This is a genomic window from Staphylococcus sp. LKG4-2 (genome assembly GCF_050955665.1).
Lineage (GTDB): Bacteria > Bacillota > Bacilli > Staphylococcales > Staphylococcaceae > Staphylococcus > Staphylococcus saprophyticus.
In genome coordinates, this window is the sequence record NZ_CP194532.1 from 646,799 (window position 1) to 669,954 (window position 23,156).

The window sequence follows — 23,156 nt, forward strand, 5'->3', positions numbered from 1 at the left end:
TTATATAAAAGTTGTGGGAAACATACATTTTCATGAATGTTATTTATTGTATAATTAACATTGTTTAGTAATTTTACCATTATAATTTTGGAGCTTGAAAATACTGTTAAATCAATGATTAATCGCTATAAAGCTGTATTTTATTGGTTTTATTTGAAAAAAATTATTGATTTACTGTTTAATTTATAATTTATTTTTGTATAATATATGCATGTAACAAAATTATAAGGGGGCGTTTTGTTTCATGTTTACATTGGGGACATCATTATCGAGTCAAGTCGATCCAAACTGGCAAACATATATCATGCTTGTCGTTTATTTTGTGGTATTGCTAGTGATTGGGTACTATGGCTTTAAACAATCTACCGGTAACGTCAGTGAATATATGCTGGGCGGTAGAAACATTGGTCCATATGTAACTGCATTATCTGCAGGCGCATCTGACATGAGTGGTTGGATGATTATGGGATTACCTGGTGAAGTATATACTACCGGTTTATCAGCAGCCTGGTTAGCGATTGGATTAACACTTGGCGCATACATAAACTATATTGTTGTTGCACCTCGACTTCGTGTATATACAGAAAAAGCCGGAGATGCAATTACACTACCTGATTTCTTTAAAAATAGATTAGATGATAAATCTAATTCGATTAAAATTATTTCAGGTGCCATTATCGTTGTATTTTTCACACTTTATACGCATTCTGGAATGGTATCAGGCGGTGTATTATTCGAAAGTGCGTTTGGCGTTAACTATCACATTGGTATGTTACTTGTCGCTGTGATTGTCATTGCTTATACATTTTTCGGAGGTTATTTAGCAGTATCATTAACAGACTTTTTCCAAGGTGTAGTGATGATTATTGCTATGGTTATGGTACCAATAGTTGCTATGTTGCAATTAAGCGGACTTGATACTTTTACGCAAACAGCAGAATTAAAACCGACAAACTTAGACTTGTTTAAAGGAACGACAGTTATAGGTATTATTTCATTCTTTGCGTGGGGATTAGGTTACTTTGGTCAACCACATATTATTGTACGTTTTATGTCAATTAAATCTGTCAAACAATTACCAACGGCAAGACGTTTTGGTATCGGTTGGATGGCAATCAGCTTATTAGGCGCAGTGGGTGTCGGATTGACAGGTATTGCGTTTATTAATCAAAGTGGTACAGATATAGAAAATCCTGAAACACTATTCATTTTAATGGGACAAATTTTATTCCATCCGTTAGTTGGTGGATTCTTGCTTGCTGCTATTTTAGCTGCGATTATGAGTACAATTTCTTCACAATTGTTAGTAACGTCAAGTTCATTAACAGAAGACTTTTATAAATTAATTCGTGGTGAGGAAGCTGCAAAGGAACATGAAAAAGAATTTGTTTTAGTAGGTCGATTATCAGTCATCATCGTAGCGATTGTTTCGATTTGGATTGCTTGGTCACCTAACGATACCATTTTGGGTCTAGTAGGTAATGCATGGGCTGGTTTCGGTGCCGCATTCGGACCACTTGTACTCTTATCCTTATATTGGAAGGGGTTAAGTAGAACAGGTGCTGTAAGTGGTATGTTATCAGGTGCCATTGTAGTCATCATATGGATTGCATTTGTTAAGCCATTAGGTGATGTGAATGATTTCTTTAATTTATATGAAATTATACCTGGATTTTTAACTAGTTTAATCGTTACGGTTGTAGTAAGTAAATTCACGAAGAAACCACAAATTGATGTTGAAGCAGATTTAACAGATGTTCGCCGTCTGGTTAAAACTGGTGAAGATTAAAAAGAATCATAATTTAAAAGGGGTTTAAATTATGATTTAATGTAGAAAATGATAATTGGCTATGTCTGTTATCAAAAGGGAGAAATTTTTAAATAGAGAAAAGGCTAACTTCAAGGGGGAGTTAGTCTTTTTATATTATGATAAAACAGGGTCTGACACTTATTGATGTCAGACCCTGTTTGTTTGGAATTGAATCTATTTATTGAGCGCGATTCTTTTTGAATAATCTATATACAATGAAAATTACTGCAAGAATGATGATGACATACATAATATATGAATATGTATGGAGACCATTCATTAGCATATCCCAACTGCCGCTCAACATTTTACCCAGGTAGATCAGTGCAAAATTCCATATCGTAGTCCCGATTAAAGACAAGATCGCGAATAGCATCACGTTCATGCGATTAATACCCGCTGGAATCGTAATCAGTACACGTAAGACAGGTATAAAGCGACAAATAAAAACAGCAATTGCGCCATATTTTTTAAACCAATCGTTTGCCCGTGCAACATCTTTACCTTTAAGTTTAATCCATTTGCCATATTTATCTACAAAACGATACAAACGTTCTTCAGAAACAAGCCTACTAATATAGTAAAGCACAAGTAAACCAATTAATGAGGCAATGGTTGAAATTGTAAAGAGTACAGGAATGGATAAGTCAGATTTGACGGACATCAGTCCGGCAAAGGTTAATATAATTTCTGAAGGGATAAAAGGTAATATATTTTCAAGTAATATTAATATAGTGATTGCGGCGTAGCCCCATGTACTAATAAAATCAGTGAGTATCTGTTCCATAATTCTGCAATGTGCTCCTTTTAAAATGTAACTTAGTAGTTAATTAAAACATGTCTTTTTATTATAGTCCAAAAACAATAAATATGCATTGTTATGTTATAGGTCTACAGGATGATTTTTGTGGAAATCAAATTATAGGAAGTATATTACATTTTAAATAAGTAAATTTTGAAAAAAGTCGTTGTAAGCGATTTCATATTGTGGTACTATCTATAAACAATAGGTCATATGATGACTATAAAAGATTGGGAGAAAGTTGGAGAAAACATGGATCAAAAAAGAACAAATATTAGATGGTATTTTGCCATAGCGTTTTTCATTATAGGGGTTATTGCATATATGGACCGCTCGAACATATCGATTATAGCCGGTCCGATGATGGAAGATTTACATTTGAATAAGACACAATTTGGGTTATTAGCGTCATTCTTCTCACTGGGGTATGCACTGATGCAAGTGCCTTCTGGATTTTTAGCTGAGAAATTTGGTTCTAAAAAAATGTTAACTATTGCACTTGTATGGTGGAGTGCCTTTACAATATTGACAGGTGTTGTGAAGAATCACGGGATGTTATATGCAGTGCGTTTCTTATTTGGTATTGGTGAAGCGCCAATGTATCCTTCTAACGCAGTTTTTAATACGAACTGGTTTGCGAAAGGTGAGAAAGGACGCGCATCTAGTGCGTTATTAGCTGGATCCTATTTTGGCCCAGTCATCGCGCCAGTAGTAACCATTGCAATCGTAAATATGTTTGGTTGGCAAGCCGTTTTCTATATTTTTGGTGCTATTGGTTTTATTATTGCTATATTATGGATGGTTATTGCCAAAGACTTGCCAGAACAACATAAAATGGTTAATGAAGCAGAAAAAAGCTATATTATGGAAAATCGAGACATTATTAAAACTGAAAAATCTAATGCGCCATGGAATATATTTTTAAAACGCTTTAGTTTCTATGCATTAGCAGCTCAATATTTTGTAGTACAATTCGTCGTTTCATTATTCTTGATTTGGTTACCAACCTATTTAACGGAACAGTATAACGTTAAATTAACAGATCCAGACATGGCTTGGGCAGCCGGTGCACCATGGATTGCAATGTTCTTATTGATTTTATGTGGTGGTGCTATTTCAGATAAATTATTACAAAGTGGTATGTCACGTTTCATAGCACGTGCTTCTATCGCTATCACAGGATTTGTTGTATTCTGTATTTCACTCTTCATGTCTATACAAACGGATAATTTAGTAACAAATGTTATTTGGTTATCGCTTTGTTTAGGTGGTATTGGTATTGCGACTGGAATGAGCTGGGCAGCAGCAACAGATTTAGGACGTAACTTCTCAGGTTCTGTATCAGGTTGGATGAATTTATGGGGGAACATTGGTGCGTTATTAAGTCCACTATTAGCTGGTATGATGGTTGATATTGTAGGTTGGACAGTAACGTTAGAACTTGTTATTATCCCAGTTGTTTTCGCAATTATTATGTGGTTCTTTGTAAAACCAGACCAACCACTTATCGTAGAAAAAGAAGACTTGTAATGTTTAATTTATTAACTTTTAGGTAATTATTAAACATCATGCTTATAATGGAGGAAATGATATGATTACTATCAATGCGATTATGAAAGTGGATGCTGCTCAACGTAATAATTACTTAGCTTTAATAGAACCATTAAAGCGCGCTTCAAATCAAGAAGCAGGTGCATTATACTATGAACATTTTGAAAATACAGATGAACCGAATACGTTTGCTTTTATTGAACGATATAAAGATGAACAAGCTTTGGAAGCGCATAATCAGTCAGAACACTTTCAACAATTCTTTAGCGAAGTTAAACAATACTTAGTTGAAGAACCTGAAATTAAAGTGCTAAGTTCAAATTAATATTTTAAACCCTGATCTTACAAATAACTGTGAGTTCAGGGTTTTTTTGAATAGTGTGATAAGAGAGAAAAAAATGGGCTTGTTATTGTGTAAATATAATGTCATTACATAACGTATTAGATGGATAAATAGCTAAATTTGAATATTTAGTCATGAACTCTGTCTATATAGCACTTGCCATGATTTACACAGCGATTTGAGAAGAATTAAATGAGCACGTATGTATGTGAATATAAAGACAATGATATGGAGGTGAATTTATTTTAAAGACATCGCCACTAGAAGAATTTAAAAAAAGTGTTAAAATAGTAAGGTGTTGTTACGAATTTATGCGCGGATATTTTAGAATGAAGATATAGATTTTATAAAATGAAAAGTAAGTTGATGTTTACTTTACCTATATGTTTTTCTGAAAAATACGTTATTTATGAGTAACGTATTTTTAAATGTCATTTGATATGGTGACAATAAATGAAATAAAATACGAAATATTAAAAATTAAAGGAGATGCATGACAACATTGATTAAATATTTAAAGTCATTAATACGTTTCAATTCGATGAAAATCGATGTTGCTAAAGGTATAAGACAATGTATTCTCATGCTCATTCCGTTACTTGTTGGCTATTTGACAGGTCACTTTTCTACGGGATTACTCATTTCAACAGGGACGCTAGCGCATATTTATGTATTTGGCGGTCCTAAGAGATCTAAGTTACGCATTGTCTTATTTTCATCGTTAGGTTTATCCATTGCGATGATTTTAGGGACACTCACAGTTAATCAACCACTTATATTTGGTGTGTTACTACTATTAGTAACTGTTATTCCATATTACATCTTTAGTTCGTTAAATATCCCAGGGCCATCTTCAACCTTCTTTATCGTTGCCTTCAGTTTGCCAATTAATTTACCAGTAGCGCCAGAAGAAGCATTAACTAGAGGTCTAGCAATGTTTGTAGGTGGATTATTAGCAACACTGATTGTAATCGTTGTAATCCTACTATCTAAAGAATCTACAGAAATCAAAGCCATTAAAAATGATTATAATATTATTAAACAATTGGTCTATAACTTTGATGATCCCAAAGCGTTTGCGAAAGCATCACAATTTGCAGTAACAGCTTTCAGAAATTCGGATAATCAATTGATTACGTCAAGTACACCAAAATCGAAAACCTCACCTGAATTTCAACGCTTATTATTATTGCATAATACGGCGCAAGGTATTCATTCCGAACTATTGGAACTCAATGAACGTAATGCACGTCCGTTACCAACGGAAATAAAAGAAATGACGGATTTTGTCATTAAACGTGTTTATTCACTTGGTAAGTCAACCCAACAGTGGACTAAAAAAGTAGATTTCGATAAAGAGTATCAAAGTTTAGTAGATAGTATCATTAAAGTTGACGCAATTATGAATGCAAATAATGATAGAGTCGAACATGAAATAGATATTCGTGTACCAATTTATGGACATCGCATGTTGAAAAACTTGACGTTAGATTCTTTTATATTTAGAAATACAATACGCTACACAGTCATTATGGCAATTTCTATTTTTATTGCTTTAATGTTTGATTTTGAAAAAGCCTACTGGATACCTTTGAGTACACATACAGTCTTACTAGGCTCTACAACACTGCATAGCTTTGAAAGAGCTGGGTCAAGGGGCGTTGGCACGATCTTCGGGGTGTTGATGTTATCACTCATCTTATTAACAACACCGCCTGTACCAGTAGCCATTGTTTTATTGGCTTTAGCTGCCGGTGTGACAGAAATGTTTGTAGGTGCAAATTACTCATTTGCAGTTATATTTATCACGATACAAGTTATCTTGTTAAATGGATTAGCGTCAAATCATCTAACCATACTCATTGCATTACCAAGAATTATTGATGTAATTGTAGGAATTATCATCGCAGTGATTTGCTTGCTAGTGATTGGTAGAAAAACAGCATCTTCTATGTTGCCAAGTACATTAGCAGCCGTAGCGAGAGACGAATCCATATTATTTCATTACTTATTCTCAAGTAACAAATATGCATCTAGAGAACAAGATAAAAAAGAAATGTTAAAACTAAGTGTGAAATTGAATAATATGACCCAAGTGTATAACAGTGCAAACGGTGAACTATTCAGTAATAAAATGGTTATACAGTATTATTATCCAAGCATTTACGCATTAGAAGAAATCAGCTTTATGTTAACAAGAGCACTAAGTAATGAAAAACGATATCATATTGATGATGAAACGATGGGACAGTATTTACTTGTCTTTGAAAATATAGCCAAACATTTTGAAAGAGGCACGAATATTCAAGTTCAAGAAATGGCTGCATTACCGCAATATACACATATAAAAACAGCTTTAATGAGTATACAAAACAACTGTGTCAATGCTCGAAAAGAAGTTAAATTATCTCTTAATTAAATATGGTGATTTGAAAAAAGGCCAAGACATTTATTAATGTCTTGGCCTTTTTATTAAAAATATTTGAGTATATTGAGATAGGTAGTGTGCGGGTTGTCTTAGGTCAGACTGCCGCCACTTGAAAGTGTCAATCATCGCTGCGTTCTTGTCTAGCCTTTGCTTCACTTTCTTGTTTTTTCTTTTCAACGGCAGCTTGCGCATGTTGTTCTTTTTCTGCTTCATTTTGTTTATCTTCATTCATTTTTTGATAACGTTGTTTTTGGCGATAACCGTATGTACTTTCTAGTATTTGTGATTCATTATTTAATCCAGCACCAATTGCACCTGCAACAGTAGAAATGGATGTTGCAAACCAAGCGAGATTAATATAAGTCATAAAGTTAGCCGAGCCCTGTAACTGTAGTGCTTGCCCTAAATATCCTGGTGGTAATACAACGAGTGTGGCTAACAAGAAAAGACAAAACAATATGACATAATAAAAAGCAATGGATACAGTTAACGTTAAAGTTGTAGTTAAATTGTATAATATTGTTATTTGTCTATCTTTACTTTCAGAAGTAGATTCCCATAAACCATGTGCAACAATAACCCACAACATCATACCTAAAATAGCGACCAACATAATTAATAACATGCGCCATCCAGAATAAACAAAACTTAAATTCCACATTGTTGTAAAGACAATACCAAAGGCACCAGTTGTAAAGGCAATAGTAACTACATTACTGAGGCTTTTGAGCATATTAAAAGGGTTGTTAGCAAAAGTCATCCCACTAATTAAACGTATCATGCCTCTCGTATTCGAAGATACATAATATAAAGTATGTTGAGAGTCTGTATCTTCAAAGTACTCAGTATGTGTTTCTAAAGTTGAAAAGGGGAACTGTGAATTTAATTGTTCTTCACTATGATGTTGAGTAGACGATTGGTTTGGATTCATATTTTCGTCAATTGCTTTAATAATGCCCGATATGGAATGCTTAATTCTTTTTTTTATGGGGCGCCAACCATATGCAGGTAATGAAATTAAGCTTGCGCCATTTTTACTATTGATATCAAATGCGACAACATGCTTGTTTTTAATAATTGGTAAATCCGTTAAACCAATCGTATATTGCCATTCATTATCATTTTGATAATCAGAAATTTTAGTGTATATCTTTTGCACCGTTTCAGCAGAACCAGTAAGTGGGTCAATCATTGTATCAATTTGCCATTCAACTTCTGAATTTATAGCAGATGATAACAATGAAGGTAGCTCTTGTTGCAAATGGTTGGCTATTGTTTCAGTCACACCAGGTGCAGCTACTAAACCTATCTTGATAATGTGATTGCACATTATTCTTCCTCCTCTCTGTGCGTTTGTTTTCGACCTGCATAATCATTTGATTCTTCATCGTTATTATAATCCGCATCATTTTCTTGTTCTAATTGCTTGTTTCTATAATATTGTCTGAATGAATAAGTAGCACGTTTAATCTTGTCAGCATTTTCTACGGTTGATCCCATTGCACCTGCTAAGATTCCTAAAGAAGTGATAAACCATATCAAATTAATATAATTGATTAAAGTGGGTTGTTTACTACCAAGCGAAGTCCAGTTGGAAAACAATTCCGGAGGTACAAATAATAATGTGCTAATGGTTAGTAATAGAAATAGGGTTATAAAATTAAAAAGCGTAATTACAGTTAATGTGGTCAACGTTGTAAAATTATAGATATATCTATATAACTTTTGTGTTTTTGGGTTTTTACGTTCCCATAAATTATAAGAATAAATAAGCCAACCAACCATGCCGAAAATGGACATAAACATAAGTAAAATGAAGCGCCAATAATCATAATCTAAGCTTATATCCCAAGGAGTAGAGAAAATTGAAATATAAGTACCTGTCGCAAAGGAGACAGAAATGATTTTTTTGAAATCAAAAATTGTTGACCATGGCTCATTAGCAAAAGTCATACCAGATATGAGGTGTAACCAACCTATGAAGGTAGATGTTGAAATGATACGTAAATGATTTTTATTTTTATCTTCTTCATTTGGAGTAACTGTGGTAAATTTCGTTAATTTAAAGTGTTGACTATTCAAGAGATTATTATCTGAACCATTACTATGCATATATTGAATGACAAATGAAATAAAATTTCGTAATTTTTGTTTTAAATTTATTGCACCTAATGCTGGTAATGAAATCAAGGCAATATTATTTGTTAAGTCTATGTCACATACGACGGTTTTATTGTTAGAAAGATTAGGTAAATCTGTAATACAAATAGCATAGTCCCATGCTTTTTGTTTTTTCATATTCGTAGTGATATCCATTGCTTTATCCATGTGCTCAGCAGTGCCTACAATTGAAGCAATATGTTTTTCAATATGCCATTCATCATTTCCCCCTGTATGATGACGGATTTCATTCGGTAAATCAGTATATATTTTATTTATAATTTTATGTGGCATATCGGGTGAAGGGATCAAACCAACGGTGATATTAGCCATAAACAACACCACCAATCTATGTATATGATTAAATTTCAACTGTTTTATAATTCCCTTTATGACCAGTATTAATCATGAACCATATTATAAGAGTACAAAATATCAAGCGTTAGCGCGCGTTTATTATTCAATTTTAGTGGTAAATAGATAACAAGAAGAAAACAGATTGGAAGTGCTCATAATGCCTTGGACAATGGAAGATTACCCTCAAAGTTGGAAAAATATGGATAAACTTGAACGAAAAAAAGCCATTGATATTGGCAATGCCCTGTTAAAAGATGGTTATGAGGAGAGTAACGTGATACCTATTGCTACAAAGCAAGCAGAATCTTGGTATAAAGATGCATCCGAAAAAGAATTGGAATCCTTAAAAAACAAAAAAATTACTAAACATGAAAAAGATGATTCAGCAGATCCTTCATTAAACAAGAAAGATGTACATGTTTATTATGAAGATGATGAATGGAAGATTAAATCAGATGGTGCGAAACAGGCATCTGATAGTTTCGATAAAAAAGAAGATGCAATGAAACGTGCACGTAATATCGCTGATAACCGTAGAACTGAAATTATCGAACATAAAAAAGATGAATAAAATTAAGCATGCTAGAATAATTAAAAGGGCAATCCAATGCATAAATTGAAGGCATTGGGTTGCTTTTCTGTATTGAAAATAACCACTTAAAACACAAATTGAATCTTTTAGAAGCGTAAAATTTGAATAGCTTTTAAATTTAATAAGTCAATTATAATAAGCTATAATGAATTTTAAAGAAGTTTTTTATTGGAGGTAAGACAAAATGTATATAGAACGTAAACCCTCGGTAAACATTGACGATTTGAAAGCTGAATTTAAGGAAAGTATTGATCATATAAACGCGTCAGAAGAAGCATTAGATATGGTTGTAGGCTTTGTTGCTTTAGAACAACTTTATACGTCGGCTCTTAAAGAAATTAGTACAAAGTTAGATATTTTAGATGATCAATTTCAACAGATGTATAAACATAATCCCATTCATCACATGGAACGTCGTGTGAAAGAGATGAGAAGCTTAATTAAAAAATTAGACAGAAAGCGTTACCCTATTAGTACTGAGTCAGCAAAAGAAAACATATTAGATATTGCCGGTATTAGAGTAGTTTGTAATTACTTTGATGATATATATGTTATTGAAAAATTATTATTAAAACAAGAAGACGTGAAATTGATTAAACGTAAAGATTATATCGAACATCCGAAAGAAAATGGTTATAGAAGTTTACATATTGTTGTAACCATTCCAGTTTATTTAGCGCATTCTGTTGAAATAGTTCCCGTAGAAATACAAATAAGAACGATTGGAATGGATATGTGGGCGAGCTTAGAGCATAAAATACGTTATAAAAACACAGAAAATACGGAAAAATATAAAGCGATATTGAAACAATGTGCAACAGACATTACATCAGTAGAAAGTAAAATGCAGGAAATACATTCTGAAGTATTTGATAATTAAATAATAACAATGCAATATAACAATTTGCTTGCTCATGACGTCGCGTCATCAACTATGATTAGACTCAGGAGGTGATTACATGAGCCAATATCAAACAGGTGAATTAGCGAAACTAAAAAATGTTTCTGTTCGGACCATTCAATATTATGATAGAAAAGGTTTATTAAAAACGGTACAAACAGCAAAAAATGGGCGGCGTATATTTGATGAATAAAGCAAACAAGATTTAGAAATCATTCTAATTTTAAAAGCTTTTAATTTCTCCTTGAAAGATATTAAAACAATCTTGAATGAAAAAAATAAGTTGAAAACGGTTCGTGTTATGTTAGAACAAAAGGAATTAGAGATAGAAAAGGAAATGCAGAGCCATAAGACTTTGCTTGCAGAGATACGACAATTTAAACAATATATTGGTCGACGTTCTGAAGTGCCTTTAGAAAAACTATTAGTAACAAAAACATACGTAAATCAAAAACCAAAAATGAAACAATTTAAACAATCTGTATTGTATCGCATCATACCTATAGGTATATTTCAATATACTGCTTTAATAGCAAGTATGGTCACTAAAAAATGGTGGCCATTGTTATCTACCTCACCTATATTGTTTACCTATGCTGTAAATTTTACAATATTTACTTATACGGCACTAAGCTATGTTTGTCCAAATTGCCAAGCAACATTTAAACCCAATTTAAAGCAATGGATGTTTTCGGCACATACACCTAAAACGAGAAAATTACAATGTCCACATTGTGACCAAGATCATCACTGTGTAGCAATTGTCCAATCTTAATCAAATTTCATATGAATAAAAAAATTTTTGAAACTGATGTGTGAGGGATGAAACCTGACATATCGTTTTTTTTACTTTAAGAAAACGATATTTATAATTGCAAGCGCTTGCAAATTAGGTACTTGTGTTTTAATATACTTGTATACAAGTATATAGTAAAGTTATCGAGGTGATGTTTTAGTGAAATACGATTACCCAGAACAATGGTTAGAAGGTGTTTCAAAGGGCGAAATGATTGCGGCAGAAATTCGACTGAGAATTGTAGATGGAAAAATAGCACCAGATACATTATTAACGGAGAACCAAATTGCTAAAGAATATAATGTAAGTCGATCACCAGTGAGAGATGCATTTAAATTATTAAAGCAAGACCAACTCATTCATCTTGAACGAATGGGAGCAGAAGTTTTACCGTTTGAAGATAAAGAGAAAAAGGAACTCTATGATTTGAGAGTTATGCTAGAGTCCTTTGCTTTTAGTAGAATTAAAAACTTAAATCATGAGCAAATTATAAAAGAAATGAGAAAGCAGCTTGAAATGATGAAAGTTGCAGTGCAATTTGAAGATGCAGAAGCCTTCACTGAACATGATATGAAATTTCATGAAGTAACGATTATGGCTTCAAAGCACCAATATTTAAAAACATTCTGGAATAATTTGAGACCAGTGATGGAATCACTCATATTATTATCTATGCGTAAAAGAATGAATGAGAATCCGGAAGATTTTGAACGTATTCATCATAACCATGAGATATTTATAGAAGCGATAGAACAACAAGATGCTAAGAAATTAAATAAAGCATTCCATTTAAACTTTGATGATGTTGGTGAAGACATCGATAGTTTTTGGTTAACTTAGCAATTTAATGCAGTAAAGATTGTAGGAGGCGAAATCATGAAATACATGATTGGTGTTGATATTGGTACAACAAGTACAAAGTCAGTACTTTATGACGAAAAAGGTCAGTTTATAATGAAACATAATATTGGTTATCCATTGCACACGCCAAATGTTGAAGTTTCAGAAGAGAATCCAGATGAATTATTTGATGCCGTGTTAATGACCATAAAATATATTATGAGAGAGGCAGACATAGCTAAAGAAGACCTCAAATTAATTTCATTTAGTGCACAAATGCACAGTTTAATTGCAATGGACGCAAGTCATCAACGTTTAACAGAGAATTTAACTTGGGCTGATAATCGTGCGAGTCGATATGCAGAAGCAATTAAAACCAAGCATAATGGCGATGCGATTTATCAAAGAACAGGGACACCTATCCATCCAATGTCGCCATTGTCTAAGATATTCTGGATGAAACATGAACAACAAGAAATATTCAATCAAACTGCAACGTTTGCGGATATTAAGACCTATATCTTTTATCAACTTTTTGAAACGTTTGTGATTGATCAATCAATGGCTTCTTCGACAGGGATGCTTAATTTGGAATCGTTGGAATGGGATAAAGAAGCCTTGTCGCTTTTAGGTATAACTGAATCTCAATTGCCTGAGATTGTACCAACGACACACATCTTAAAAGGTATGAAACGTAGATATGCAGCATTAATGGGTATCGATGAAAATACGCCAGTTGTAGTGGGTGCAAGCGATGGCGTACTTTCAAATTTAGGTGTGAACGCATTTAAAAAAGGTGAAGTTGCAGTGACCATTGGAACTTCTGGTGCCATCAGAACCGTGATTGACAAACCACGTACAGACTATAAAGGTAGAATATTTTGCTATGTTCTGACAGAAGATCATTATGTTATTGGTGGTCCAGTTAATAATGGTGGTGTTGTACTGAGATGGTTACGCGATGAATTACTAGCTAGTGAAGTAGAGACAGCTAAACGTTTAGGCGTTGATTCTTATGATGTCTTAACCAAGATTGCTAATAATGTCAAACCCGGTGCAGATGGACTAATTTTCCACCCTTATTTAGCGGGAGAGCGTGCGCCTTTATGGAATGCTGATGCAAGAGGTTCATTCTTTGGTTTAACACTATCACATAAGAAAGAACATATGATAAGAGCCGCTTTAGAAGGTGTACTTTATAATCTATACACTGTGTATCTTGCGCTTATTGAAGTGATGAATGAAACGCCTAAAACAATCAAGGCGACTGGTGGTTTTGCTAAAAGTGAAGTCTGGCGTCAAATGATGGCAGATATATTTGATACAGATTTAATTGTGCCAGAAAGTTACGAAAGTTCTTGCTTAGGCGCTTGCGTATTAGGTATGAAGGCATTAGGTGAAATTGATGATTTTTCAATTATAGAAGATATGGTTGGAACAACAAACAAACATCATCCTAATGAGGATAATGTAAGAACGTATCAACAGTTAATATCTATATTTATTAATTTAAGTCGTTCATTGGAAGCACGTTATACAGAAATAGCAGCATTCCAACGCGAACATATGACAGAAGACGAATGATGAAATATTAGAGCAGGTATAATGGATGTCATGGTTAAACAAACAATGTATTTTTAATCATGACGTTACCTTACCTGTGTCATATTATTAGGGATAAAAATTTTACGTAATTAAGAAAGCGTTACCAAGATTGAATGGCGATTTCAATTAGCTGAAATTCAATCTTGATATTGAAAGGGGAGAACGGAAATGTTTGAAACAATTTGGCCACTGATCACTGTGGTAATCGGTATCATTGTATTATTGTCGCTCATCATATTCTTGAAATTAAACACGTTTATTTCACTTATTATTACATCAGTTGTAACTGCTATATTACTAGGAATGCCTTTAGATAAAATCATAGAAACAATCGAAAATGGCATGGGCAGTACACTAGGTCACATTGCTTTAATATTTGGTCTAGGTGCCATTCTCGGTAAATTACTTGCGGACGGTGGCGGTGCTACGCGAATAGCTGATACGCTTATAAAGAAATTCGGTCATAAGCACGTACAATGGGCAATGTTAGTTGCCGCATTTATTGTAGGTATTGCGTTATTCTTTGAAGTAGGTCTTGTCTTATTAATTCCATTGGTATTTACGATTGCCAAACGAGCTAATGTTTCACAATTAAAATTAGGCTTACCAATGGTAGTGGCGCTATCTGTAACACACGGATTTTTACCACCACACCCTGGCCCAGTTGTAATTGCAAAAGAATTACAAGCAAACTTAGGACATGTATTACTATACGGTATTATTATTGCAATACCAGTGACATTAATTGCTGGACCATTATTCAATAAAATTGCACAAAAAATCACACCATCAGCTTATGGTCGTGAAGGGGACATATCAGCTTTAGGTGCACAAAAAGAATTTACTGAAGAAGAAATGCCAGGATTTGGCATCAGCTTTTTGACAGCTGTGTCTCCAGTTATCTTAATGTTATTATCAACAATTGTACAGTTAGTAACAGGACATGAATCAGCGACGAATGGTTTTGAATCATTTATTTACTTTATTGGTACTGCAGCAACTGCAATGTTGATCGCTGTCTTATTTGCGATTTTTACAATGGGTATCAAACAAGGACGTAAAAATGCCGATATTATGGATTCAGTTTCAAATGCGATTTATCCAATCGGAATGATGATTTTAATTATTGGTGGTGGCGGTACTTTCAAACAAGTATTAATTGATGGCGGTGTCGGTGATACAATCGCTAAATTATTTGAAGGTACAGAAATGTCTCCGATATTACTTGCGTGGATTGTAGCTGCAGTGCTTCGTATTGCACTTGGGTCATCAACCGTAGCTGCTATTTCATCCACAGGTATCGTTTTACCGTTATTACAAGCATCAGACGTTAACGTTGCATTAGTGGTATTAGCAATTGGTGCAGGGAGTGTTATTTTATCTCATGTTAATGATGCTGGGTTCTGGATGTTCAAAGAATATTTCGGTTTAACAGTTAAAGAAACCTTCCTAACATGGTCATTACTAGAAACAGTTATCTCAGTTTCAGGTCTTGTCTTTATCTTGATTTTAAGTATATTTGTATAAAACGAAATCATAGCAGTGAAAACGATAGAAGATTGAATAGGATCACGGTTTACATTGTAGATGTTTTTTGACCAGACTCACTAACATAACTTCAATTTTTAAAGGCTTAGATTAAGCTTATTTTAAATTAAGTTAATTATTGAGTTTGGTTTATTTTATAGCATGGTACAAAGGCTTACTAAATGAATACTTGGACAATGTTTTAACGTAAAAGGGTCAGTGAAGGAGTTTGAAAATGACAAAATTTAGTTTAGAAAGTTTTTCTTTAAAAGGTAAAAATGCGATAGTAACAGGCGGTGCACGCGGATTAGGCAAATATTATACCATTGCTTTAACAATGTATGGGCAAATGTAACTGTAGTTAGTTCTTCAACCAATGCCTGGGATGAAATGAAAGCATATGTGAAACAGCATGAGGGTAATGTATCCTTCCTTCAGCAAGATTTAACCGAATCGGGTTCTGCAGCAAAGGTTATCACAAATGCAGTTGGAACGTGGGGATCACTTGATATATTAGTTAATAATGCAGGTGTTCAAATTAGAAATAATATTTTAGATTATAAAAATGTATCCTTCCTTCAGCAAGATTTAACCGAATCGGGTTCTGCAGCAAAGGTTATCACAAATGCAGTTGGAACGTGGGGATCACTTGATATATTAGTTAATAATGCAGGTGTTCAAATTAGAAATAATATTTTAGATTATAAAGATGAAGATTGGCAAAATGTCATAGAAATTAATTTAAATGCAACGTATTATATGGCTCACGAAGCGGCTAAAGTGATGACAGAACAAGGCTCAGGTAAAATCATTAATATAGGTTCTATGCAGTCATACCGCGCTGGAAAAAATATCTTTCCTTACGCAGCGAGTAAGCATGGCGTAGTTGGCATTACGCGCGCCTATACAGATGCTTTGGCACCATACAATATACAAGTAAATGCATTATCTCCTGGTTATATCCGTACTGATATGACGAAAGTGCTAGAAGAAGATCCAATTCGAGGGCGAGAAATTAAAGGACATATACCATCGGGAGAATGGGGTGTTCTGGAAAATTTAATGGGTCCACTTATATTTCTAGCTAGTGAAGCCTCAGATTATGTAACAGGTATATCATTACCAGTAGATGGTGGTTATTTACTAAGATAATAGATAAACAGATGCTTCGGACAAAATCATTTTTGTCCGATTTTTTAATGAAACAAATTTAATAATGTTGATATCAATGCCGTTTGTTTGAATGTGAGACCATTGAATTACAACATGAATTAATTTTAAAATGATAAAATAGAGAAGTTACTATTGTCTGAACATACTGAAAATGCATTGGAATGTATAATTTAGATGCTAGATTAAAGTATAGAGATAAACGGAAGTATGTTGTAAAGGAAGTAGTTATATCGCTATAGGGGGTTGGAAAATGAAAAGGATATTATTGATTGCGAGTGCTTTTATTGGCGTCATTGTTGGTGCAGGATTCGCTTCTGGACAAGAAGTGCTCCAATACTTCACAAGTTTTGGCATGATGGGAACATTCGGCGCAATGATAACGACCGCATTATTTACATATGTTGGAATGATGTTAGTTTGGCTGGGAAGTAAGTCTGAAACTGATTCTCATAAAGAAGTCATTCATCGTATCACGGGTAAGTCAATGTTTGGAAAATTATTGGGATGGGTGATTGATTTAGTCATCATATTCACATTATTTGGTGTAGGGGTTGTCATGATTGCAGGTGCAGGTTCAAATCTTAATCAGCAGTTTGGCTTACCATCTATCGTTGGCACACTATTGATGACTGTACTTATCATTCTCGCGGGTATGCTGAAAGTTGAAGGTGTTGTAAAAGTAATTGGAAATATTACGCCGTTTTTAATCATTTTTATAATTATTATTTCAGTTTATAGTTTTATGACAACGGATAGTTCATTTTCACAGTTAAATACTTTGTCTGATGCGAAACCTTCAACATTACCGAATTGGTTTGTAGCAGGTGTGAACTACGCATCATTTAATACAGCTGTAGGTGCATCAATGGCCATTGTTATGGGAGGTTCAGAGAAGAATACGAAAGTAGCAGCTATTGGTGGACTAGTTGGTGGACTCGCGTTAGGCGTCATGATTGTATTGAGTCATCTGGCTATATTCACGCAAATAGATACTGTTGGAAATATGGAAATGCCAATGTTAGGTATTGTGAATCATATTTCACCAATACTTGGAGTCATTATGGCTATTGTTATTTTTGGAATGATCTTTAATACGGGTTTGGGTATGTTTTATGCGTTTGCTACAAGGTTTACAGTCGTAGATACGAAACGCTTCAAACTGTTCTATGCTGTTACCGTTATTGTAGGTCTATGTCTGAGTTTTGTTGGTTTTACAGATTTAGTAGCAATCTTCTACCCATTAATCGGATACCTAGGCCTTGTATTAATTTTTGTATTGTTGTATGCACCTTTTAAATTGAAGTTTGGCAAGAAAGATATATAAAAGTTTTATTATAATCTATAACTTTGTTTATGCTTGTTGATATTTATGTATATAAAATTAATTTCGAAACACACCTTATCTTTATTTTTAGTTATAATAAAATAAAGGAATAGAGGGTGTTTTTTTTATGAACGAGGAAACATTAGAAATTTTACAGACGAATGCGTTGCAATTATTGGGGATTCAACTAGAAGGCTATGATATGGATGACTTAAAAGGGATCAGCAATCATATCAAGTCACCATTTACAAATACGTCACGTAAACAATTCAAAGATGAGTTGAAACATTTTATCGTCAATATGGGCAGTAATAAAATTTACCATTATACCAATGTTTTCGATGTGAACTTCTTAATATTTAAGTTTAAGAAATATAAACAGATTTACATTATAGGACCATACATGGAACAGCGACCTAATGAACGACGTTGTAATGAACTGCTACAACAAACGAATATTAAAATATCTAAATTGTCTATATTAAAGCAATATTTATTACGTATACCACTGTGTCACCATGTAAAAGCACAGAAGAAATTCGCTTTTTGAAGAAGCGAAATATTGTGTATGAGACTGAAAAAATAGATTTCCATTTTCATTCAAGTACGGCGTCACTTGCAGAATCTAAGACTCAGATTGATTATACGTTAAGAGAAATAGAGCAACGCTATAATTTAGAAAATCAACTGCTTACTGCAGTAGAAAATGGCAATGTGGATGAGGCATTAGACATTTTAAATAGGATGAATTTATCTGTTTCTGGGCTACGTAGAGTGAAAGATGATATTTTAAATGAACAGTATAAGGCATTTTAAAAACTTCGTGTATCTTAACAGAAGTTAAAATTGCTGTATTGATTAAATTGTCAATTTTAAAACTAAGGAAATTAACCGGAGAAAGGCAAAAGTGATAAATTTGTGAAATTAATCACAAAACGCTTCCAATTTGTATCCTTATGAATTAAGATAAAGATGTAATAAATGACGCAAGCTTTGCGAAAGAAAAAATACGGAGTGATTCATATGAGAGAAGTAATTGAAAAGGTTATTTTTTCAAATGAAAGCAGCTATGAAATTTACATTCATACAGGTGTAAATCAAGGTATTATTAATGATATTAAAGATGGATACAGAAGTATTGACTATATAGCTTATATTGATGCAGAAAAATTATACAACTATGGATTGAAAAAGACGCTATTAGTTAATCATTAATACACTGTATGCATCAAGTAATTAAAAAGTTTTGTTGTATTCACAATTTATGAATATAGCAAACGGGTATTATTATTAAAGTTTTTCTCCCTCGTATTAACTTTCATGATTTATTTGAAACGCCCTAAAGTATTTTAAAAAGCCTATGTTTACTGTCCATCCAGTAACATAGGCTTTTAGTTATAGTATTTAATGATGACAATTAAACATAATCTTTAAAATTATGCTTGATTTCATTAAAATCATATAAAGAGTTGTACATACGCATACGAATATGTTCTTCAGATGCATAAGGAATACGTAAGTGATTATGTTGTGCTACATATTTACGGAAAGTTTTTTCTAATTGTTGTCGTTCTAATATAGGCATTTGAATCCATTCATCTTTGTCGAATAAATCTTCAAAATGAAATTGGAAACTTGTTCGATCTATTGATTTTCTTAATGCTTCTAATTTTTCATCAAAATTCATAATATATATGCCCCTCCCTTAACGCTACAATAAACATTATTAATATATACTTTATTATATACCCACTTTATATTGAAATATGGATATTGACAAGCTAATCAAAAGCAAAACTTTCAAGAAAATGAAAACGCCATGATACAATAATCGTAATTAGAGAAATATTTAAATAAATATAGAGAAGTATAAATAGAAAGGAAGATATACATGGTTGAATTACAAGATAAAGTGGCAGTCGTAACAGGAGCGAGTAGTGGTATCGGTGCAAGTATAGCCGAAACATTAGCTAATCAAGGAGTCAAAGTTGTCTTAACAGGACGAGATGAGTCGCGCTTAGCAGAAGTGGCTAAACGTATACAAGATAATAAACAAGCAGTAGTTGAGACAAGTATTGTGGATGTTACACACAAAGAAGAAGTAACAGAATTAGTTGAAAAAACAAAAGAAAAATTTGGTCAGATTGATATTTTAGTGAATAGTGCTGGCTTAATGTTATCATCAGCAATAACTGAGGGTGACGTTGAAGCATGGGAAGCAATGATTGATGTGAATATCAAAGGTACCTTATATACAATTAATGCTGTGCTACCATCTATGCTAAATCAGTCTAGTGGTCACATTATCAATATTGCCTCAATTTCTGGATTTGAAGTTACTAAAAAAAGCACGCTTTATAGTGCATCCAAAGCAGCTGTACACAGTATTACACAAGGTCTAGAAAAAGAATTAGCGAAAACAGGCGTACGTGTGACAAGTATTTCTCCTGGGATGGTTGATACACCATTAAGTGGAGATACAGATTGGGGAGCACGCAAAAAATTAGATCCTAAAGATATTGCAGAAGCAGCAATTTATGCATTACAGCAACCAAGCCATGTCAATGTGAATGAAGTGACAGTGAGACCTGTTTAAACATAAATGAAATATTAGAAGGCGGGGACATCAATAAGAAGTGTCTCGGCCAAATTAATTTATATGGACTGTAATCTACATGCTAAGTTACAAATATAAAAACGCTAGCTCATGTATTACGCAAATGAGATTCATTTAACGCGTTATTTAATAAGAGCGAAGACTATGAAATTTTTATCAGGACTTTTTGATTTTGTTCATCTTACTAATAGTTTAGCTTGAATGTATTCGTGAAAGAAGTGAGAAAAATGGAAATGCGATACCTTACCGAAAGAGATGTAAAACAGTACCGAGCCATTCGATTAAAATCGTTACAGACGGATCCAAAGGGATTTGTATCAACATATGAACGTGAAAAATCATTGCCGGAAGATGAATTTAAAGCACGGCTTAAATTAAATGATACGCATTTTACGATAGGCACGTTTGATAGTGGGGAGCTTATTTGTATCGCTACATTTTATAGTGAGAGAATGGAAAAGGTAAAACATAAAGGTAACTTAGTGACTGTCTATTGTGATCCCCGATATAGAGGTCAAGGTATTACAGCTCAAATGATACAACATATCATTAACGATGTTAGTGTGGTTGGTGTTGTGAAAATCATTGGCTTATGTGTATTATCTGAGAATACACAAGCCATTCGTTTGTATGAAAAATTAGGGTTTAAGCGTTATGGTAGGGAACCTAAATCAATCTTTGATGGTCATAGGTATTATGATGAAGACTTAATGTATCTTGAAGTGTAGTTGTTATAAATAACACGTATTCAACTCATGGGTGCACATAAAAAAACCAGGGCGAGTCACCATTATGTCTCGTTCTGGTTTTTTAGTTTGAAATATCATAACCATCCTATAATTTCAATTCTGTTACCAAATGGGTCATAGATATAAAAACGATTGGCGCCTTCAAGTTCATCACCATAGATGATTTCAATTTCTTTAGCTTCAAGTTCTTTCCGTATATCTGAAGCGTTCTGTACTAAAAAGGCTGGGTGGGCCTTTGTTGCTGGTTTAAAGTCATCTTGAACACCAATATGTAGTTGTTGGTCACCAACTTGAAACCAAACGCCACCATTTTTCGCGAGATTGGAGGGTTTTGCTATTTCTTTAAAACCTAATTTATCAGAATAAAAAGCCTTTGCTAACGATTCATTGTGAGGTGGTGCAGCTAACTGAACATGATCAATACCTAAAAATTGATTGAATATAAATAACAACTCCTTTAATATATAATAGCAAAAATATAACTATAAAAGTATTTGGTAAATTATTTTTTTATAAATTAGAAGCAACTAATTATTTTAAAAGTTCATTTTATTCTATTGCAATTGATAATCGTTTTCGATTAAAATGGTAGTAATAAACAAGAGAAGAGGTTATCGTTTTGAAAAAAATTTTATGCTTGATGTTATGTTAGTTATTGTTTTTAGCAGCTTGCGGTAATGGTTCGAAAAATTCAGAGTCAAAAGATGACAAAGGTACAAAGACTTATACTACAGATGATGGTAGTAAAGTAAAAATACCTAAAAATCCAAAAAGAGTACTTGTGTTAACCGCTAATTATGGAAACTTTAAAAAATTAGGTGTTAAACCTGTCGCTATCACAAATGTATTTCCAGATTCTAAATATTTAGATATGAGTAAGGTTAAAAAAATTGATCCTGAAAATGTTGAAGCGGCGGCAAAATTAAAACCAGATTTAATTATTACATATAAAGAGAACAAGAATAATAAAAAATTAGCTAAAATTGCACTGACAGTACCTATTAAAGTACAGGATATGGACTATAAAGATACACATATTGAAATTGGGAAATTAGTAAACAAAGAAGCTAAAGCTAAAAAACAAGCTGATAAACTATCAGAAAAACTAGCTAAAGATGGTAAAGAAATTAAGAAAGCAATTGGTAAAGATAATACTTTTTCAATTATGGATATTCAAGCAAAAGATATTTATCAATTTGGCCCTAGATTCGGCCGCGGAAGTGAAGCTATATATGAAGGGTTTAAGTTGAAAGAGGACCCAGAAGCTAAGCAAGCAATGCCAAAAGAGAAGTTTATGAAAGTTCCAAAAGAGAAATTCAATACGTATTCGGGAGATTATTTACTCCTTCCTACTAAAGATGGTAAGAAACCGAATAATGATTTTGTGAAATCAAATACTTGGAAAAATAATAAAGCTGTTCAAAACGGTAATGTTATTTATTATTCTATGGATGAAGCAATTTATGCAGATTTAATTTCAGTAGAGAAACAAGCTGAACTATTTAAAAAAGAACTTTTAAAGCATAAGTAAAAACTAAGCACGTCATAGTCATCGAATTTATATAATTTGATATCTATGAC

24 protein-coding genes are annotated in these 23,156 nt (G+C 33.2%); 19 read left to right on the forward strand and 5 right to left on the reverse strand.

Features of this window, described 5'->3' with window-relative positions:
* Window positions 1–244 precede the first annotated feature (244 nt).
* Window positions 245–1,789 (forward strand): sodium/proline symporter PutP, encoded by a 1,545-nt coding sequence (gene putP / locus ACM6UH_RS02965; protein ID WP_047504567.1) that lies wholly within the window; start codon window positions 245–247, stop codon window positions 1,787–1,789.
* Between the two features lie 199 nt (window positions 1,790–1,988).
* On the opposite strand, the gene ACM6UH_RS02970 is transcribed toward putP, so the two are convergent.
* Window positions 1,989–2,597, reverse strand: coding sequence for a DedA family protein (locus tag ACM6UH_RS02970; RefSeq protein ID WP_002482360.1), 609 nt, complete (start codon window positions 2,595–2,597; stop codon window positions 1,989–1,991).
* Between the two features lie 267 nt (window positions 2,598–2,864).
* On the opposite strand from ACM6UH_RS02970, the gene ACM6UH_RS02975 reads away from it, so the two are divergent.
* The 3 genes from ACM6UH_RS02975 to ACM6UH_RS02985 all read left to right on the forward strand — a co-directional run bounded on the left by ACM6UH_RS02975 (window position 2,865) and on the right by ACM6UH_RS02985 (window position 6,925).
* The gene (locus ACM6UH_RS02975; protein WP_011302373.1) at window positions 2,865–4,142 is read left to right on the forward strand and encodes an MFS transporter; all 1,278 of its coding nucleotides are present in this window, start codon (window positions 2,865–2,867) and stop codon (window positions 4,140–4,142) included.
* 61 nt (window positions 4,143–4,203) lie between these two features.
* A complete protein-coding gene (locus ACM6UH_RS02980; protein ID WP_011302374.1) occupies window positions 4,204–4,488 on the forward strand; it encodes a putative quinol monooxygenase in 285 nt (94 codons plus the stop codon).
* A 511-nt stretch (window positions 4,489–4,999) separates the two neighbouring features.
* Window positions 5,000–6,925: an FUSC family protein gene (locus ACM6UH_RS02985; RefSeq protein ID WP_047504564.1), complete on the forward strand. Its 1,926-nt coding sequence runs from the start codon at window positions 5,000–5,002 to the stop codon at window positions 6,923–6,925.
* 127 nt (window positions 6,926–7,052) lie between these two features.
* Here ACM6UH_RS02985 and ACM6UH_RS02990 read toward each other — a convergent pair whose 3' ends face one another.
* Both ACM6UH_RS02990 and ACM6UH_RS02995 read right to left on the reverse strand, forming a co-directional pair.
* Window positions 7,053–8,264 carry a cell envelope integrity protein TolA gene (locus ACM6UH_RS02990; protein WP_047504561.1) on the reverse strand — a complete coding sequence of 404 codons (1,212 nt, stop codon included), beginning with the start codon at window positions 8,262–8,264 and terminating at the stop codon, window positions 7,053–7,055.
* The gene (locus ACM6UH_RS02995; RefSeq protein ID WP_047504559.1) at window positions 8,264–9,427 is read right to left on the reverse strand and encodes a hypothetical protein; all 1,164 of its coding nucleotides are present in this window, start codon (window positions 9,425–9,427) and stop codon (window positions 8,264–8,266) included. Before ACM6UH_RS02995 ends, ACM6UH_RS02990 begins: the two co-directional genes overlap by 1 nt.
* Before the next feature lie 181 nt (window positions 9,428–9,608).
* Here ACM6UH_RS02995 and ACM6UH_RS03000 point away from each other — a divergent pair, with 181 nt between their 5' ends.
* The 12 genes from ACM6UH_RS03000 to ACM6UH_RS03055 all read left to right on the forward strand — a co-directional run bounded on the left by ACM6UH_RS03000 (window position 9,609) and on the right by ACM6UH_RS03055 (window position 19,424).
* Window positions 9,609–10,022, forward strand: a complete 414-nt coding sequence (locus tag ACM6UH_RS03000; protein WP_047504556.1) for a DUF2188 domain-containing protein — start codon at window positions 9,609–9,611, stop codon at window positions 10,020–10,022.
* Between the two features lie 205 nt (window positions 10,023–10,227).
* Window positions 10,228–10,923, forward strand: coding sequence for a GTP pyrophosphokinase (locus tag ACM6UH_RS03005; RefSeq protein WP_002482367.1), 696 nt, complete (start codon window positions 10,228–10,230; stop codon window positions 10,921–10,923).
* Between the two features lie 79 nt (window positions 10,924–11,002).
* Window positions 11,003–11,137 carry a MerR family DNA-binding transcriptional regulator gene (locus tag ACM6UH_RS03010; protein WP_011302380.1) on the forward strand — a complete coding sequence of 45 codons (135 nt, stop codon included), beginning with the start codon at window positions 11,003–11,005 and terminating at the stop codon, window positions 11,135–11,137.
* Window positions 11,138–11,245: 108 nt separating this feature from the next.
* Window positions 11,246–11,719, forward strand: a complete 474-nt coding sequence (locus ACM6UH_RS03015; protein ID WP_225791772.1) for a hypothetical protein — start codon at window positions 11,246–11,248, stop codon at window positions 11,717–11,719.
* A gap of 180 nt (window positions 11,720–11,899) precedes the next feature.
* Window positions 11,900–12,580 (forward strand): GntR family transcriptional regulator, encoded by a 681-nt coding sequence (locus tag ACM6UH_RS03020; protein WP_047504551.1) that lies wholly within the window; start codon window positions 11,900–11,902, stop codon window positions 12,578–12,580.
* A gap of 36 nt (window positions 12,581–12,616) precedes the next feature.
* The gene (gntK, locus tag ACM6UH_RS03025) at window positions 12,617–14,164 is read left to right on the forward strand and encodes a gluconokinase (RefSeq protein WP_011302383.1); all 1,548 of its coding nucleotides are present in this window, start codon (window positions 12,617–12,619) and stop codon (window positions 14,162–14,164) included.
* A 189-nt stretch (window positions 14,165–14,353) separates the two neighbouring features.
* Complete coding sequence (locus ACM6UH_RS03030) at window positions 14,354–15,712, forward strand: gluconate:H+ symporter (RefSeq protein WP_047504548.1); 1,359 nt, start codon at window positions 14,354–14,356, stop codon at window positions 15,710–15,712.
* 402 nt (window positions 15,713–16,114) lie between these two features.
* A complete protein-coding gene (locus ACM6UH_RS03035) occupies window positions 16,115–16,864 on the forward strand; it encodes an SDR family oxidoreductase (protein ID WP_250644998.1) in 750 nt (249 codons plus the stop codon).
* 271 nt (window positions 16,865–17,135) lie between these two features.
* On the forward strand, window positions 17,136–18,209 hold the full coding sequence (locus ACM6UH_RS03040) for a YkvI family membrane protein (protein WP_011302387.1): 1,074 nt from the start codon (window positions 17,136–17,138) through the stop codon (window positions 18,207–18,209).
* A 127-nt stretch (window positions 18,210–18,336) separates the two neighbouring features.
* Window positions 18,337–18,759 (forward strand): hypothetical protein, encoded by a 423-nt coding sequence (locus ACM6UH_RS03045; RefSeq protein ID WP_225791773.1) that lies wholly within the window; start codon window positions 18,337–18,339, stop codon window positions 18,757–18,759.
* Between the two features lie 14 nt (window positions 18,760–18,773).
* A complete protein-coding gene (locus ACM6UH_RS03050; protein WP_225791774.1) occupies window positions 18,774–19,025 on the forward strand; it encodes a hypothetical protein in 252 nt (83 codons plus the stop codon).
* 207 nt (window positions 19,026–19,232) lie between these two features.
* The gene (locus ACM6UH_RS03055; protein WP_011302389.1) at window positions 19,233–19,424 is read left to right on the forward strand and encodes a hypothetical protein; all 192 of its coding nucleotides are present in this window, start codon (window positions 19,233–19,235) and stop codon (window positions 19,422–19,424) included.
* A 202-nt stretch (window positions 19,425–19,626) separates the two neighbouring features.
* Here the strand turns inward: ACM6UH_RS03055 and ACM6UH_RS03060 are convergent, their stop codons facing one another.
* Window positions 19,627–19,896 (reverse strand): DUF1413 domain-containing protein, encoded by a 270-nt coding sequence (locus ACM6UH_RS03060; RefSeq protein ID WP_002482376.1) that lies wholly within the window; start codon window positions 19,894–19,896, stop codon window positions 19,627–19,629.
* Window positions 19,897–20,100: 204 nt separating this feature from the next.
* Between ACM6UH_RS03060 and ACM6UH_RS03065 the strand changes: the two genes are divergently transcribed.
* Both ACM6UH_RS03065 and ACM6UH_RS03070 read left to right on the forward strand, forming a co-directional pair.
* Window positions 20,101–20,805, forward strand: coding sequence for an SDR family oxidoreductase (locus ACM6UH_RS03065; RefSeq protein WP_002482377.1), 705 nt, complete (start codon window positions 20,101–20,103; stop codon window positions 20,803–20,805).
* 248 nt (window positions 20,806–21,053) lie between these two features.
* Entirely contained in the window at window positions 21,054–21,554 is a 501-nt protein-coding gene (locus tag ACM6UH_RS03070; RefSeq protein WP_011302390.1) for a GNAT family N-acetyltransferase, read from the forward strand.
* Between the two features lie 95 nt (window positions 21,555–21,649).
* Here the strand turns inward: ACM6UH_RS03070 and ACM6UH_RS03075 are convergent, their stop codons facing one another.
* Complete coding sequence (locus ACM6UH_RS03075) at window positions 21,650–22,018, reverse strand: VOC family protein (protein WP_047504906.1); 369 nt, start codon at window positions 22,016–22,018, stop codon at window positions 21,650–21,652.
* Window positions 22,019–22,230: 212 nt separating this feature from the next.
* On the opposite strand from ACM6UH_RS03075, the gene ACM6UH_RS03080 reads away from it, so the two are divergent.
* Entirely contained in the window at window positions 22,231–23,106 is an 876-nt protein-coding gene (locus ACM6UH_RS03080) for an ABC transporter substrate-binding protein (RefSeq protein ID WP_011302391.1), read from the forward strand.
* Window positions 23,107–23,156 lie beyond the last annotated feature (50 nt).